The organism is Bradyrhizobium sp. MOS001, from assembly GCF_004634465.1.
Classification (GTDB): Bacteria; Pseudomonadota; Alphaproteobacteria; order Rhizobiales; family Xanthobacteraceae; genus Bradyrhizobium; species Bradyrhizobium barranii.
The window spans coordinates 1-15,097 of sequence record NZ_SPVJ01000051.1 but is presented as its reverse complement, the minus strand read 5'-3'; the positions used below and the strand labels follow the sequence as shown (position 1 = coordinate 15,097).

The 15,097-nt window shown below is 63.9% G+C and carries 11 protein-coding genes and 1 pseudogene; 8 read left to right on the top strand and 4 right to left on the bottom strand.

The window, feature by feature from the left end:
• Positions 1-4 precede the first annotated feature (4 nt).
• Genes CT676_RS36585 through CT676_RS36570 form a run of 4 tightly spaced genes read left to right on the top strand, consistent with a single transcriptional unit; the run spans position 5 to position 5,059 of the window.
• Positions 5-1,915: a TRAP transporter large permease subunit gene (locus tag CT676_RS36585; protein WP_135216552.1), complete on the top strand. Its 1,911-nt coding sequence runs from the start codon at positions 5-7 to the stop codon at positions 1,913-1,915.
• Between the two features lie 19 nt (positions 1,916-1,934).
• Positions 1,935-2,474 carry a VOC family protein gene (locus CT676_RS36580; protein WP_135216551.1) on the top strand — a complete coding sequence of 180 codons (540 nt, stop codon included), beginning with the start codon at positions 1,935-1,937 and terminating at the stop codon, positions 2,472-2,474.
• A gap of 15 nt (positions 2,475-2,489) precedes the next feature.
• Positions 2,490-3,698: a ribulose-bisphosphate carboxylase large subunit family protein gene (locus CT676_RS36575; protein ID WP_135216550.1), complete on the top strand. Its 1,209-nt coding sequence runs from the start codon at positions 2,490-2,492 to the stop codon at positions 3,696-3,698.
• Positions 3,695-5,059 (top strand): four-carbon acid sugar kinase family protein, encoded by a 1,365-nt coding sequence (locus CT676_RS36570; RefSeq protein WP_244623384.1) that lies wholly within the window; start codon positions 3,695-3,697, stop codon positions 5,057-5,059. The genes CT676_RS36575 and CT676_RS36570 overlap by 4 nt, the downstream gene beginning before the upstream one ends.
• A 53-nt stretch (positions 5,060-5,112) precedes the next feature.
• Here the strand turns inward: CT676_RS36570 and CT676_RS36565 are convergent, their stop codons facing one another.
• Positions 5,113-6,138, bottom strand: coding sequence for a cellulase family glycosylhydrolase (locus CT676_RS36565; RefSeq protein ID WP_135216548.1), 1,026 nt, complete (start codon positions 6,136-6,138; stop codon positions 5,113-5,115).
• A gap of 21 nt (positions 6,139-6,159) precedes the next feature.
• Positions 6,160-7,446: an O-antigen ligase family protein gene (locus tag CT676_RS36560; protein ID WP_135216547.1), complete on the bottom strand. Its 1,287-nt coding sequence runs from the start codon at positions 7,444-7,446 to the stop codon at positions 6,160-6,162.
• Positions 7,447-7,676: 230 nt separating this feature from the next.
• On the opposite strand from CT676_RS36560, the gene CT676_RS36555 reads away from it, so the two are divergent.
• Complete coding sequence (locus tag CT676_RS36555) at positions 7,677-8,813, top strand: GNAT family N-acetyltransferase (RefSeq protein ID WP_135216546.1); 1,137 nt, start codon at positions 7,677-7,679, stop codon at positions 8,811-8,813.
• Between the two features lie 28 nt (positions 8,814-8,841).
• On the opposite strand, the gene CT676_RS36550 is transcribed toward CT676_RS36555, so the two are convergent.
• Entirely contained in the window at positions 8,842-10,065 is a 1,224-nt protein-coding gene (locus CT676_RS36550; protein WP_135216545.1) for an FAD-dependent monooxygenase, read from the bottom strand.
• Between the two features lie 472 nt (positions 10,066-10,537).
• On the opposite strand from CT676_RS36550, the gene CT676_RS36545 reads away from it, so the two are divergent.
• The 3 genes from CT676_RS36545 (at position 10,538) to CT676_RS36535 (ending at position 14,848) form a co-directional block, all read left to right on the top strand.
• A complete protein-coding gene (locus tag CT676_RS36545) occupies positions 10,538-11,884 on the top strand; it encodes a polysaccharide biosynthesis C-terminal domain-containing protein (RefSeq protein ID WP_135216544.1) in 1,347 nt (448 codons plus the stop codon).
• Positions 11,885-12,113: 229 nt separating this feature from the next.
• On the top strand, positions 12,114-13,289 hold the full coding sequence (locus tag CT676_RS36540; RefSeq protein ID WP_135216543.1) for a glycosyltransferase family 4 protein: 1,176 nt from the start codon (positions 12,114-12,116) through the stop codon (positions 13,287-13,289).
• A gap of 29 nt (positions 13,290-13,318) precedes the next feature.
• The gene (locus tag CT676_RS36535) at positions 13,319-14,848 is read left to right on the top strand and encodes a hypothetical protein (protein WP_135216542.1); all 1,530 of its coding nucleotides are present in this window, start codon (positions 13,319-13,321) and stop codon (positions 14,846-14,848) included.
• 12 nt (positions 14,849-14,860) lie between these two features.
• Here the strand turns inward: CT676_RS36535 and CT676_RS36530 are convergent.
• Positions 14,861-15,097 (bottom strand): annotated as a pseudogene (locus tag CT676_RS36530) (transposase); the annotation flags it as partial.

Genomic DNA, 15,097 nt, shown 5'->3' with positions numbered 1-15,097 from the left:
CGCGATGACGATCGCAGAGCATCAGATGACGGACTATCTGGCGGCGGCCGCGCACCCTGCTTCCGCTGCGGGCACGCGCAAGCTTGCGAGCGCCTTTGGCACCGTCGACCGCTGGCTCGGTGCGGTGGTCGAGACCGCCGCGGCCGGTGTCGTGCTGGTCGAGATCGGCATCATGCTCGCCGGCGTCATCATGCGATACGTCTTCCACAGCCCGCTGATCTGGTCGGACGAGCTGGCCTCGATCCTGTTTCTCTGGCTCTCGATGCTGGGCGCGGTGATCGCGCTGCGCCGGGGCGAGCACATGCGCATGACAGGGCTCGTCAGCCATGTCGGCCCGGGCGCGCGCGCCTTTCTCGACACGATCGCGGCGGTGGCGCCGCTAGCCCTGCTGGCGCTGATCCTGCATCCCGCCTTCGATTATGCGAGCGAGGAACAGGTCATCGTCACCCCGGCGCTGGAGATCAGCAATGCCTGGCGCGCAGCCGCAATTCCCGTCGGGATGACCCTGATGGCCGTCGTCGCCGCGATCCGGCTCGCGACGCATCACCGCCCCGCGTTGATCGTCGCGGCCCTCATCATCACAGCCGTCCTGATTGCCGCATTCTGGCTTGCCGGACCGCTGCTCGCCCCGCTCGGACGCTACAATCTCATCATTTTCTTCGTCGGCGTGGTCGCAGCCAACGTGTTCGCCGGCGTACCGATCGCCTTCTCCTTTGCGCTCGCGACCTTCGGCTATCTGGCGCTGACAACCAGCGTCCCGATGATGGTGATGGTCGGCCGTCTCGATGAAGGCATGTCGCACCTGATCCTGCTCGCGGTGCCGCTGTTCATTTTCCTCGGCGCGTTGATCGAGATGACCGGCATGGCGCGGGCCATGATCCAGTTTCTGGCCAGCCTGCTCGGACATGTCAGGGGCGGACTGTCCTACGTGCTGATCGGGGCCATGTATCTGGTCTCCGGCATCTCCGGCTCGAAGATCGCCGACATGGCCGCGATCGCGCCGGTGCTGCTGCCGGAGATGCAGCGGCGCGGCGCCAAGCCCGGCGACCTCGTCGCGCTGCTGTCGGCCACCGGCGCGCAGACCGAGACCATTCCGCCGAGCATCGTGCTGATCACCATCGGCTCGGTGACCGGTGTCTCGATCGCAGCGCTGTTCGCGGGCGGGCTGCTGCCGGCCCTGGTCGTGGGCACCGCGCTCTGCGTGGTGGTGTGGCGACGCTACCGGAACGAGGATCTGAGCCATGTGCGGCGTGCCTCGAAGCGCGAGATCGCAAAGCTCACAATGATCGCTCTGCCCGCCATCCTGCTGCCCTTCGTGATCCGCACTGCCGTGGTCGAAGGTGTTGCCACTGCCACGGAGGTCTCGACCATCGGCATCGCCTACGCCGTGCTGATGGGCCTTGTGGTCTACCGCCAGTTTCCCTGGCGGCGGCTGAAATCCATGCTGGTCGAGACGGCCTCGCTGACGGGCGCAATCATCTTCATCATCGGCTGCGCCACGGCGATGGCCTGGGGACTGACGCAATCGGGCTTCTCGCAACAGCTGGCGAAGGCGATGGCGGCGATCCCCGGCGGCGCCTACGGCTTCCTCGCGATCTCGATTGTGGCCTTCGTCGTGCTCGGCAGCGTGCTCGAAGGCATTCCGGCCATCGTGCTGTTCGGCCCATTGCTGTTTCCGATTGCCAAGCAGGCCGGCGTGCATGAAGTGCACTATGCGATGGTCGTGATCCTCGCGATGGGCATCGGCCTGTTCGCGCCGCCGTTCGGCGTCGGCTACTACGGCGCCTGCGCGATCAGCAAGATATCGCCGGACGAAGGCCTCAAGCACATCTGGGGCTATGTCGCGGCGCTCTTCATCGGCCTCGCCATCGTCGCAGCCGTGCCGTGGCTGTCGATCGGCTTCCTCAAATTCTGAAGATCATGGGAATCATGCAATGAGCCGTTTTTTTGGTGAGATCCGGCAAGCCGGCTACGTCGTTGACGACATCGAGAAGGCCATGGATTATTGGAGCCGCGAGCTCGGCATCGGGCCGTGGTTCTATAATCCGCGGGTTCCAATCGTGAACTACCACTATCGCGGCAAGGCCTATGAGCCGCACAATTCGGTGGCGCTGGCCAATTCCGGTCCGCTGCAGATGGAGCTGATCCAGATCCGCAACGATGCGCCGTCGATGTATGCCGACTTCCTGAAAGCCGGACATAAGGGTCTGCAGCACGTCGCCTACTGGACCGAAGACTACGACGCCGATCTCTCCCGTCTCGAAGCTGAGGGTTTCAAGCCGGTCATGAGCGGCGAAGTCGGCGCGCGCGGTCGCTTCGTCTATTTCGACACGGAGTATCATCCGGGAACGGTGATCGAACTGTCTGAAGTCTCGGGACCCAAGGGCAAGATGTTCGATCTCATCCGCGCAGCCGCCAGGGGCTGGGACGGGCGCGACCCCGTGCGGCCGTTCCCCGATCTGACCAAGCTCTAGATTGTCTGCGCTCCCGTGACGCAAAATCCCGTTCGCATCGAAGCCGACTATCTGATCGAAACGCCTGAAGATCCGCGTCTTGCCGCGGAAACCATGGCGGGCGAGCAGTCGAGCGGCACGTTCGTTGCGGTGCCCGGCGAAACGCCGGAGCTGAAAGCGCGTGCGGCCGCCCGCGTCGAGAGCATCGAGTTGCTTGATGCAATCTCCGCGCCGTCGCTCCCGGTCGCCCGCCCGATCAACCCCGATGGCCCCTGGAATCGCGCGCGCGTGACGTTGTCATGGCCGCTCGACAATATCGGCGCGTCATTGCCAAATCTCGTCACGGCGATCGCCGGCAATCTCTGGGAGTTGCGCCAGCTGACCGGCCTGCGGCTGCTCGACCTGCGCCTGCCGCTCGCGTTTGCCGCCGCCTATCCCGGACCGAAGTTCGGCGTCGCCGGCACGCGCGAGCTGACCGGTGTCAGCGGTCGCCCGCTGATCGGCACCATCATCAAGCCGAGCATCGGGCTCAGCCCGGCCGAGACGGCCAATCTGGTCGCCACGCTGTGCGAGGCCGGCATCGACTTCATCAAGGACGACGAGCTGCAATCGGACGGCGCCTATTGTCCGTTCGACGCGCGTGTGCGCGCCGTGATGCGCGTCGTCAACGACCACGCTGATCGAACCGGCAAGAAGGTCATGGTCGCCTTCAACCTCACCGGCGAGATCGACCAGATGCGCCGCCGGCACGATCTGGTGCTCAGCGAGGGCGGCACCTGCGTGATGGCGAGCATCAACTCGGTCGGGCTCACAGGCATGGTCGAGCTCGGCCGCCACACGCAGCTTCCCGTTCATGCGCATCGCAACGGCTGGGGCGCGCTGAATCGTCATCCGGCACTCGGCTGGGACTATACGGCGTGGCACAGGATCTGGCGGCTGGCCGGCGCCGACCACATGCACGTCAACGGCATCGGCAACAAGTTCAGCGAGACCGATGACAGCGTGGTCACATCCGCAAAGGCGGCGCTGACGCCGATGTTCGCGCACAAGCCGTGCACCGCGATGCCGGTGTTCTCGTCGGGCCAGACGCCGGCCCAGGCCGCGCCGACCTGGCGCGCGCTCGGCTCGACAGATCTGATCTTCGCAGCAGGCGGCGGCATTCTCGCCCATCCCGACGGACCGGCCGCCGGCGTTGCCGATTTGCGCGCAGCATGGGACGCCGCGATGGCGAGTCCACAGCCGTGAGCGGCGCGTCCGCCCTGCCCGACGGTCCACTCGTTGCTTTCTATGGCGACGATTACACTGGCTCGTCCGCAGCGATGGAGGCCCTCACCTTCGCGGGCCTGCCGACAATCCTGTTCCTGGAGACTCCGACGCCCGAACGTCTCGCTTCTATCGGGCAGTACCGCGGCATCGGCATCGCCGGCACGGCGCGCGCGAAGGATCCGGCCTGGATGGAGCAAAACCTTCCCCCGGCTTTCGCGGTGCTCGCAGGTATCGGCGCGCCGATCGCACACTACAAAGTGTGCTCGACCTTCGACTCCTCGCCGCAGATCGGCTCGATCGGGCGTGCGATCGACCTCGCGGTGCCGCAACTCGGCGGCGCCTGGCATCCCCTCCTCGTGGGATCGCCGGCGATGGGCCGCTATCAGATGTTCGGCCACCTGTTCGCGGCCGTGAATGGCGTCGGCCATCGTCTCGACCGGCACCCGACCATGTCGCGTCATCCGGTGACGCCGATGGACGAGTCCGATCTCGGCCGGCATCTCGCAAAACAGACGGCGCGATCGATCGGGCTGATCGACTTCGTCACCATGGCCAATGGCGGCGCGGATCTGGCGCTGATGCGCGCGAGGGGCGCCGGCACCGAGATCATCTCGCTCGACGTGCTCGACCAGGCATCGCTGATCGAAGCCGGCCGCCTGATCTGGGAATATCGCGGCGAGCGCCTCTTTGTCGCCGGCTCGCAAGGTGTCGAGCAGGCCCTGGTCGCCTATTGGCGGTCGGCCGGCCTGATTGCCGACAGCAAGCCCGATCTGCGCCTTGCCGGCGTCGAGCGCATCGCGTGCGTCTCCGGCTCCTGCTCGCCCGTCACCGCCGCGCAGATCGCGCATGCCGCGGACAACGGCTTCGACGTCGAGCGGCTCGATGCGACGCGCGCGGTCGACGCGGCTGAATGGACCAGGGAGATCGGCCGCGCTGCCGAACGTGCGGTCGCGGCGCTCGCGTCGGGGCGCGATGCGCTCCTGATCACCGCAAGCGGCCCCGACGATCCCGCCATCGGCGCGCTCAACGCAGCCATCGAGGCGAGCGGCGCAACGGCGAGTGCGGTGAACGAGCGCATCGGCGCGGGGCTCGGCCAGGCGCTGGACGCCATTCTGGAAACCGCGCGGCTCCCGCGCGCCGTGGTCGCCGGCGGCGACACGTCCGGCCATGCGCTGCAGGCGATGGGCATCTATGCGCTGACCGCGATCGCCCCTCTCGCAGAAGGCGCGCCACTCAACCGCGCATCATCGGATCGCGCGCATGCGAACATCGAGATCGCGCTCAAGGGCGGACAGGTCGGCGGGATCGATCTGTTCTGCCGGGCGAGGGACGGCGGTTAGCCGTCACCGCTAGGCGATCGTGATCCGGCCGATATTGGCTTTGAACTGCGGCTTCAACGGGCCGGCGGGATCAGGGCGCGCAGGATGTCGGGCTTCCAGGCCTGACGGGCGCTGTCAAAGGCCGCGAAATCATGGTCGAACTGCCAATAGGCCCATGCCCAGCCGCGTCTGTCGGCGCTACGCGCCACGAACGACAGGTATCTCTGGCGACTCTCGGATGGAGCCCGTTCGTAGACCCCGAACTCGCCGAGATAAATCGGGCGTTTCTCTCGCTCCGACCACCGACTGACCTTCTCGAAATCAGCGGCCGCCCTGGCTTCGTCGTCCGGACTGCCCCAATCCAGCGGCCCGATGCGCGCGAACGTCTCGGACCATGGCGCACCCTGATGCGTGAAGCGTATCGGCGCGTAATAATGAAAGGTGACGATGAGATTCCTGTCGTCGGCGGGGAGAGCCAGATCGTCGATGGGAATCTCGTCAGTGTTGAGAACGGCAGCAATGACCCGCCGCTCGGGGTTGGTGCGGCGGATGATGCCGATACATTCGTTGAGGAGCGAATTCCAGCTGGCGGACGTCATCTGTCCCCCCGGCTCGTTCAAGACCTCGAAGACGAGCCCGGGATATCTTCCGGCATAGCGCTCCGCGATCTGCCGCCAGAATGCCCTGAGCTTCTCGCCGCATTCGGAGACATCACGCTGACAGACATGCGTGTCGTGCTCGTCGACGATGGGAACGAGGTTCCTGGCGAGAATTTCCTCGATGACGGCATCAAGCCTTCTCAGCACGACCTCATCCAGCACATTCCCGCGATCCATGAACTTGAAGCCGAAGAAATTGATCCTGACGTGCGAGAATCCGGCCTTTCTGATCGCCGTCAAATTGTCCAGACGAAACGGCGCGTTCTGACCGCCTTCCCAGATTCCGTCATAACCGAGAATGTTGATCCCGCGTCCCAATTTTGCGGCATCACGAGGCACGACCTGCCCCGCGCCGTGTGCGTCGGAGCAGAGCGATGCGAAGACGAAAGCCACTGCGGCAAGATTGAAGCGTCTCGACCAGCGAGCGCGGGGGGCGGTCATCTTGCTTCCATTCCGTAAGGGTTAGAAATCGGTCTCCGGCACCGGCCTGCACGTTGCAAGGAGGAACGCCACGAGGAGCACCGACGTGAACATGGTCGAGCGAAGGAACGTCGTCTCGGTGAAATTGGTCTGAAAGCTGAGGGCGACAAATCCGATGATGAGGGCACAGTGCGCCCGGTGGATCGATCGTGCAGAAATCAAATAGAGAACCTTGTTCGAGAACAGAAGAACACTCGCTGCGAAAAGCACGTAGCCCAGAAATCCTGTTTCCATCAGGATCGCGATATAACCGCTATGATAGTTGTCGAGCACCCAACCGTGGTTCTGCTCGAAATAATCGTAGATCGACGGGATCGTCCAGAAACCGTTGATTCCGAAGCCGAGCAGCGGCGCATCGTCGAAATGGCTTATCGCGTAGTGCCAGATGAAGGTCCGCTCGGTGAAGTTGACGGTCGCATCGCCAATGTGGATGGCGTCGTATCCCGTCGCATAAAAATAGACGATCAGGAAGCCGGCCATAACGCACATGACGAACGGCAGGATCGCATAGAGCCTCATGCAGCCGACCGACCACATCGACGTCACGAGCAGCGCACAAGCCGCCAGGGCGACAGCACCGGCGCCGCGCGATTCCGACGCGAGGACGCAGGTCGACGCCAGCAGGAACGCGACGAGGAACGCCAACCACCCCTGCCCCGTCATCTTCCGGTAGCAGGAGAAGAACATCAGATACGCGCCGACAAAGCCCAGCGTCTGCTTCGATTCATAGACGCCCTGCCATTGACCATTGTGCATCCAGCTATGATCTATCCCGATATCGGGCACGGCGAGCGCGCAAAGCGCCGATGCGGCGACCAATATGAAGAGCCCGGAGGACGTCGCCTTCACGACATCGTCGATATCGATCCGCGTGATCATGCAGAACGCGCCAAACGTCGTCATTGCAAGAGCGGCGCTCTTCATGATGGCTGCGGCATTCAGAGTGGTCCACAACACCGAGACGACCGCCAGCGCGTAGAATGCGAGGAGCGCGATCAGATCAGGATTGAACGCCAGCTGCAGACGCGGGCGCACGAACGCGCTTGCGTAGATCAGGACGCTCCACATCAGCAGAGCGACCGCCTGTTGCAGATAAGTCAGTCCCGCCGGCAGTATCGCCGTATTGAATGTCCCCATCGACGCGACGACATTGACGGTGATCGATACGCAGATGGCGAGCCTGGCGATCTTCTCGACGCCGGCACTGCGCGTCTTCCAGATCGCGCTCGTGAGTGCCTCGGAGTCTCTCTCGGTCTGCAGGATGGTCATGCGGTGACTTTCCCTTAAGCTTGGTTAATTATCTACTACTGCGGGTTGATCTCCCGGGCCCCGGCACCACGAAATCTCGAAACTTCGGGGATTGATAACGATACGGCCCCTGCTCGATGCGTTAATGCAAATCGCACCCCGCTGGTGCCTCGGCCGTCACGACCCTGCTATACAAGCGTGGGATCCGGCTCGATCGACTTCTCCGGATTATCTGGTTTCCGTGGTCACGCATGAATAAGCCGAGCAATACATTCGATATCGCCATCGAGCAGGCGTTCGACTTCCTGTCTTCGGAATACGCGGCGCTTTTCGACAGCTCTGCCGCGACCGCGTTTCAGCATCCGCTCTGGCTGGACAGCCTCTACGCCAGGCTCGCATCCCATGCAGGCGCGACGCCGCTGGTCGTCGTGGTCCGCCGCCGTACGACGGGGGCACTGGCGATGGTGCTGCCCCTGCTCCGAATCCGCCGCGGCCCGATCCGCACCATCGAATTCGCCGATCTGCGCGTATCCGACTATCTGGCGCCGGTCTGCAGTCCCGAGGTGTTTTCCAGCCTGCTGGAGGACGAAGCGGCCTGCGCAGAGATCCGGCGCCTCGTCCGCCCGTTCGATCTGCTCCGCATGACCAAGCTGCCCGACGGACGGCTTCCGATCGAGAGCTTACTCGGCGCGCCACGCCGCGTCTCGATGGAGACGAACGCCTACGCGACCGTTCTCGTCGCCCCGTTCGAGCAATGGCGTGCCAGCGCGCTGGATCGCTCCTATCAGAAGGAGCTCGCCAAGAAATATCGCCAGCTCCAGAAGAAGGGAGCATTGAGCTTCTCATGCTGCGACGACAGCGCCTCGATCTCCGAGGCGATGGACGCGATGAAGCAATATCGCGGCCCGCGCTTTCACGCCCAGGGCGACGGCGACCTGCTCCAGCGCCCCGAATATTACAGCTTCTATTCTGACGTGGCGGCCCGCGGTCTCGGCTCGTTCGTCCGACTCTACGCCATGAAGATGGACGGCGGCGTGATCGCCGCCGTGCTCGGACTGCGCCATCGCGGCAGCTTCCTCGTCATCATGAGCGCCTTCGATATCGACGGCTACAAGAGCCAATCCCTGGGCTCTCTGATGTTCGAGCAAGTGGCGCGGGATTGCATCGAGCGCGGCGATCAGATGCTCGACTTCACGATCGGCGACGAGCCGTACAAGAAATTGTTCGGCGGCCAGCCTTCGCCGATGTGGATGGTCACGCAGGCCGGCAGCACCGCGGGCGCCATCAGCCTGTTCGCGCTGAAGCAGGCTCCCTGGCTCAAACTGGCGGCCAAGCGGCTGTCCGATTTCAGGCTCCTGCCGGCCCGCACCCCGACGCCCACGCGCTAGCCGAAGCGCAAGCGAGGGAGCGCAGAGCTCACGCGCGGAGCGCGCCGCGGACGCGTCCGAGCCAGCCCGGATGCATCTGATCGACACGATGCGTGAGACTGCGCCGCAGGAAGTGCAACCGCCGCCGCACATCCCATTCGATATCGTTGCGGGACGTCAGGGCCTGACGGAAGCGCGCCATTTTCAGCGACCGCTGGTCTGCCGCGAGCTTGTCGGGATCGGAATAGAACTGCGAAATCTTCTCCGTGCCCATGCCGGCGCTTGCGAGCCAGCGCGGCGCGTACTCCGTGCAAAGGCGATCGACGTCCACCAGCAGGCGGGCGACGCCCGTGCCGGCGGCGGGACAATTGGTCTGGAACGCATCGCCGATGAGGACGATTCCGGGCTGAAGGTGTCCCTCCACCACGGTCAGATCCATCACCCAGTTCTGCACCCTGTCGGTCACGTGGAAGTCGCCGAGGTAAGGCCGCAGTCCCGGCAGCAGCCGCGGGACGGTCGCTTCCGGTTCGCGGCGCAGCTCGCGCATGATCGGATCGGTCGGGTCGCGGAACATGAACAGATTGGCCCGCATACCTGATGGCACCGGGAACAGGCTGAGATAGTCGATGCCGTCAGTGGTGCGCTCGCCGTAACAGGTCAGCGCCTCGAAATCGAACGGCGTGCCATCGCGGCGGGCGATCGTGAAGCCGAACGACACCGAATGGCGCTCGGCCAGCACGCGCCGCTTGATGCCGAGCTTGTAGCCGAGAGCTCCCGCCATGCCCGTGGCGAGCACGACGAGCCGCGCCTCAAGGCGTCGTCCGGACGCAAGCTCGATATGCTGGACATCATTGCTGGGGCTGATTGCGATGACTTCGTCGACGATCAGATTGGACGGATCAGGCAGCTGGCTGCGCGCCATCGCAACGAGGCCGGCATAGGAAAACCCGTAAGCCTGGCCGACGCTGACATCGACGACCTTGCCCTCCCGGATATTGAGCACCCGGTCATACCGGCAGGCGACGTTCTCGAGCGCATGGAGGAAGCCCAGCCTGCGGAACATCTCGAGCTGCTGGCCACCGAGCTTCTCGACCCGGAATTCGTCCGGATGCACCGCGCGCTTGTCGACGAGTGCGACGCGATGCCCCGCCCGCGCAAGCACGGACGCGGCGAGCGATCCCGCAAGGCCGCCACCGACGATCGCGATGTCTGCGACGATGGCCGCAGTCGCAGCTGCATCGCTCGGCTCGGTCACGGGTCTATCCGTCGTCATGGTTTAGGGCTCCACGGTTAACGGTGGTTCCATGTGCAATTCCCTCGCCTGATGTCGTATCGCAGAGCCAAACGCGATCATTTCCGGCGATTGAGGTTAACGGGTCGCCGGACACATCCGTCCCGGCACGCGCCTTGCTCAGAACGACCTCGAAATACTGCTGTCTCGTCAGACCAAGCGTCCGAATTCGTTCCAGAGAGGCCATTCCAATGCTCGAACAGCCGCAGGCCGGCCGGCTTCGCCCCGCATCTTGCACCGGCACGACATCGCGCCGCTTTTCGATCGAGCCGGTGCCCGGTCAATCTGGCACATCGGGGACGCGGCTGTTCCGCAGTGAAGCAGCGGCGTACGACCTTCGTCGACGACAGACGACGGGACCTCAAGACCGCGCATTAACACTCGCATTTTTCCGGCATGCTAGGCTCTCGCCGTCCTTGCAACGCCCATCTTCGGGGAACGCTCCGCATCTTCGATGATCGATTCCATTGTTCAATTTCTGCGGCGTGACGTCACGCGCGGTGTCGTCGGGACCATCCTTCTGAAGGTTGGCAGCGGCGCGCTCGCGTTTGCGTTGTTCTCGCTGGCCGCGCGAACGATGACGCCCGATGGATTCGGTATCTTTGCGACCTGGCTTTCGGTTGCCCAGATCGCCGCAGTCGTAGGACTGGTCGGTCAGGAAGCATTGCTGGTGCGATTCCTGAACGAGTATGAGGTCGGCGACAGGCCCGACCTCACCAAGGGCCTCCTGCTCTCCAGCTTCAGGAATTCCGCCGTCGCGATGCTGATCGCGATCGCCGCGGTTGCGTTGGTTGCGCATTTCAGAGGGGATTTGTGGCTGCTGATCCTCGCCGTCTCGGCCTACACCGCCGTGAGTGCCGGATTGATGCTCGGCAGCCAGATCGCGCGCTCGCTGGTCAGCATTATCATGGGCGAAGGCAACCGCGAGTTCTTCTGGCGGGTTTTCGTCGTGCTGTTTCTGCTCGCCATGCTGTTCGGGCATCGGCAGCTCGATCCCGCCGAGCTGATCGCCGCAATGACGATTGCGATGTCGGTGGGCCTCGTCGCACAGATCATTGCGATTGTACGGGTGCTGCCGGATTTGCGCACGACAGCAGCGAATTCCGAAGCATCGCGCTGGCGATCGAGCGCGCTGCATTTCTGGCTTGCGTCCATCCTTGAAGTCGCGAACCAGTATTTCGACGTCATTCTGGTCTACTGGATGCTGGATCCGGCGACCGCCGGCATCTACTTCGCGGCGTCACGCCTCGCCAACATCTTCGCCATGCTCTCCGCCGCGCTGTACTCGTTCGGCGCGCGCCGGCTTCCTTCGCTCTACTTCAGCAAAAATCACCAGGAATTCGAGCGGACGCTGCAGCTCATGGCGGAAGTGACCGCGCTTTGCGTGGTCGCGGGGCTCGCCATGATCTGGATCGGCGGCCCCTATCTCCTCAACCTGTTCGGGCCTCATTTCACCGAGCAGCACTCGGTGCTGATCGTGCTGGCGATCGGAACGGCCATCCAGGCCGCGGGCGGTCCGTCGGCGGCGATCCTGCAATTGACCGGCCATGAACGCATCTACGTCCCCGTCGTCGCCGCAAATGTCGCATTGAGACTGGTCGGATTCCTCGTCCTGATCCCCTGGCTCGGCGTGCTTGGCGCGGCGATTGCCGCCACGGTGTCGCTGGCGCTCACGACCATCGCGCTCAATATCTTGTGCCGCCGGCGAACCGGGGTCGATCCTTCGGTTCTCGTGCTGTTGCGCTTCTCGGCGTGGCGGCGCGGCCGCTATGCGGTTCGCGGCGCCGACTCCGCCGAATAGGCGTCAGCCGTACGATCGGCTTGGTTGATCCGCGACGGCGCGTGCAGGTCCCGTTGGTTAACGCGCTCGCTGCGCACCATCCGGGAATCGGCAGAATTCCCGCGAGAACGCGGCAATCGGCGGCTCGCGCATTAACTCCGTTTGTTGCTAGTCGGTGTCTGCCCGATGCCTGCATGATAGGTACGGGGTTAAGAAGGTGAAGATTTCGTTTCTTTAGCGGTCGGGATCCGTGCTCCATTACCAGCCGAACAAGGAATTGGGCGAGACGACCGCGACAGAACTGGCGCGGCTGAACGGCAGCGAACGAAAGCTGCATGTCCTTCTCGTACAGACCCAGGCCGAGAACGCGGGCGCGCAGGAGATCTCCAGGCTTCTCGGCGCCGGCCTCTCCGCGCGCGGCCATCGCGTCTCCAACCTGTTTTTCTTCCGCAAATCGGATTCGTTCGACGAGCCGCCCGAGACGTTCTATTGCGCATCGAGCCGGCCGAGCAATCCGGTTGCGCTGCTGCGGATGCTGTGGACGCTTGGCGGTCATATCAGAGCCACGCGGCCCGACGCCGTCCTGACCTTCCAGCATTTCGGCAACGTCATCGGCGCGGGCGTGACGCGCCTCGTCAGCCGCGCCCCTGTCGTCGCCAACCAGGTTTCATCCGCGCTGTCGATGAGCTGGCCGATCCGCACGGCCGACATCGTCATGGGCAGCGTCGGCTTCTTCGACCGCATCACGCTGAACTCAAAGGACATGGAGCGCGAGTATTCGCGCTACCCTCAGGCCTACCGGTCGCGCATGGTGCATGTCCCGCACGGCTTCGAGGACAAGGCCCTCATCCTGCCGAAGGGCGCCGCACGACAGAAATTCAACCTGCCGCCGGACCGCGTCCTGCTCGGCTGCGCGGCGAGGCTGCATCCGCACAAGCGGCTCGATGCGGCGATACGCCTCTTGCCGGACGAGCCGTCGTGGCACCTTGCACTCGCCGGCCAGGGCGCCGATGAGGCGCGACTGCGGCAGCTCGCGGACGAGCTGAAGGTCTCGGACCGATTGCATCTGCTCGGTGAAATCGCGCCACGCCAGATCGCGGATTTTCTCGCCTGTCTCGACATATTCGTGTTTCCGACGCAGGCCGAGACCTTTGGCCTTGCCGCCGTCGAAGCCGCCAACGCCGGCGTTCCCTCGGTCGTCACCGATCTTCCCGTGCTGCGCGAGGTGCTGTCTTTCGAAGGAAAGCCCACTGCCCTCTTTGTCGATGCTTCAGATCAAGCGAAGCTGTCGGCTGCCGTCTCCAGACTTCTGACCGACCAAGCACTGAGCGACGAACTGCAAGAGAACGCCAAAGGCCTGAGGTTGCGCTATTCGGTCGATGCGATGGTTGAGGAATACGTTCAAATCCTCAACCGGGTCGTCTGAACCGATGCGTTGGAATAGGTTGGCTCGACATGATCATCGAGTTTCGCTGCGAACGTGACCATGCGCGGCGGTGGATGCACCGCCAGACGCTGTCGATCGACGGCCGGGACGTTCCGGTTCAAATCGCGTTGACTGCAACGGCGGAGCCACGGCCCGCGGGGCTCGACGCCCTGTTCGAGCTCGAGCGCGTGGTGCTGCGTAAAGGCAGGCACAGCGGCGCCGACGGGCTGAAGATCGATCCGGAACAGACGCAGGCCCGCACCGGCACGGCCGATGTGATCGTCGATTTCACGAGCGCCGCGCGCGATCCGGACTGTTCGGCCCGGCTGTATCTCCGCCCGCAGTTCAACGGAACTGCAGGTGAAAACGCGGCACTCGCGGCGATTCTCGCCGGCGACCTGCCCGTGATCGAGATCGTCAACGAGGTCGACGGCGCGGTGCTCGATCGCGGCCATCCCTCCGCAGAGATCGCGGCCGGTTTGAGCGGTGGACTCGAAACGGTCATGGCGCGAACCCTGACCATGGTGGCGGCCATCCTGTCGGGACGGCCGCGTATCGTGCCTCAGCTGGCACGCCGAGCCGGCAACGGCCTGCCGCCGGCGGCCTATGTCGTGCGCGGCCTCGCCGTATCGATCGCCAAGGAGATCTACCGCCTCTGCTGCTATGCGCCGCATTGGCATGTCGGATGGCGCTTCAATGATGGCGCGGGTGTCTGGCAGACGGGAGATCTCTCCGGGCCTCGCTGGAACGTTCTCGCCGATCCCGGAAATCATTTCTACGCCGATCCCTTCCCGATCACATGGCAGGGACGAACATTCGTCTACTTCGAAGATCTCGATCATCGGGTTGGAAAAGGCATCATTTCGGCCGTCGAGTTCGGCGACGCCGGCCCGGTCGGAGAGGTCGTGCCCGTGCTGGAGGAGGCCTGGCACCTGTCCTATCCGTTCCTGATCGAGGACAATGGCGAGTTGTGGATGATCCCGGAGAGCTCGCTCCACGGGGACGTCGCGCTCTACAAATGCATTCGGTTTCCGGACAAATGGGAGCGACACGCCACGTTGCTCTCGGGCCTCGAACTGGCCGATGTGACCATCACGCAGCACAACGGTCTGAACTATTTGTTCGGAGCCTGGCGAGACGGAACCGGCGGCTATTCGGATTCGCTTGCGATCTATTGCGCCGAGCACCTGCTCGGCCCCTGGTTGCCCCATGCCAGCAACCCCGTCCTGATCGATCGCGCAAGTACGCGACCCGCGGGGAATTTCGTCACCATCGATGGCAAATTGTGGCGGCCGGTGCAGGATTGCGCCGACGGATATGGCGCCGCGCTCGGCCTCGCGGAAGTGATCGAACTGTCTCCGACGACGTTCAAGCAGGTCGTGCGCCACTCCCTCAGACCCGGACCGGCATGGCCCGGCAGAAAGCTGCACACGCTGAACCGCTGCGGCCGGCTCGAGGTGATCGACGGATCGCGCGTTCAACCCAAGACCCGCGCCTTCGCAAGCAAATTTCCATCGGTCGTCTTGCCCCCGCGAACCAGTCCCCACACCGCCTGCTAAAGCGTGATGGCATTAAGTTCGATAGCCTGAATTTTTCAGGTAATTGGCGCATTCCTCGGAGGTGAAGGCATCGAGTGCGTGGCCGATTGCGGCGCAGACCGCGTCGACGGTTCGCGCGGCAGCTTTGCGGAGCAGATGCTTGAGCTTGGCAAGACCTGCTCGATCGGGTTCAGGTCGGGCGAGTATTTGGGCAGGAAGAAGAGTTTGGCGCCGACCGAACGGATGAGTTGGCGAACTGCTTTGCTCCTG

Bases quoted from the DNA above. Each gene is read 5' to 3' on its own strand.
- CT676_RS36585 (WP_135216552.1), top strand. From the start codon at position 5: ATGACGATCGCAGAGCATCAGATGACGGACTATCTGGCGGCGGCCGCG.
- CT676_RS36580 (WP_135216551.1), top strand. From the start codon at position 1,935: ATGAGCCGTTTTTTTGGTGAGATCCGGCAAGCCGGCTACGTCGTTGAC.
- CT676_RS36565 (WP_135216548.1), bottom strand. From the start codon at position 6,138: ATGACCGCCCCCCGCGCTCGCTGGTCGAGACGCTTCAATCTTGCCGCA.
- CT676_RS36560 (WP_135216547.1), bottom strand. From the start codon at position 7,446: ATGACCATCCTGCAGACCGAGAGAGACTCCGAGGCACTCACGAGCGCG.
- CT676_RS36555 (WP_135216546.1), top strand. From the start codon at position 7,677: ATGAATAAGCCGAGCAATACATTCGATATCGCCATCGAGCAGGCGTTC.
- CT676_RS36550 (WP_135216545.1), bottom strand. From the start codon at position 10,065: ATGACGACGGATAGACCCGTGACCGAGCCGAGCGATGCAGCTGCGACT.
- CT676_RS36545 (WP_135216544.1), top strand. From the start codon at position 10,538: ATGATCGATTCCATTGTTCAATTTCTGCGGCGTGACGTCACGCGCGGT.
- CT676_RS36535 (WP_135216542.1), top strand. From the start codon at position 13,319: ATGATCATCGAGTTTCGCTGCGAACGTGACCATGCGCGGCGGTGGATG.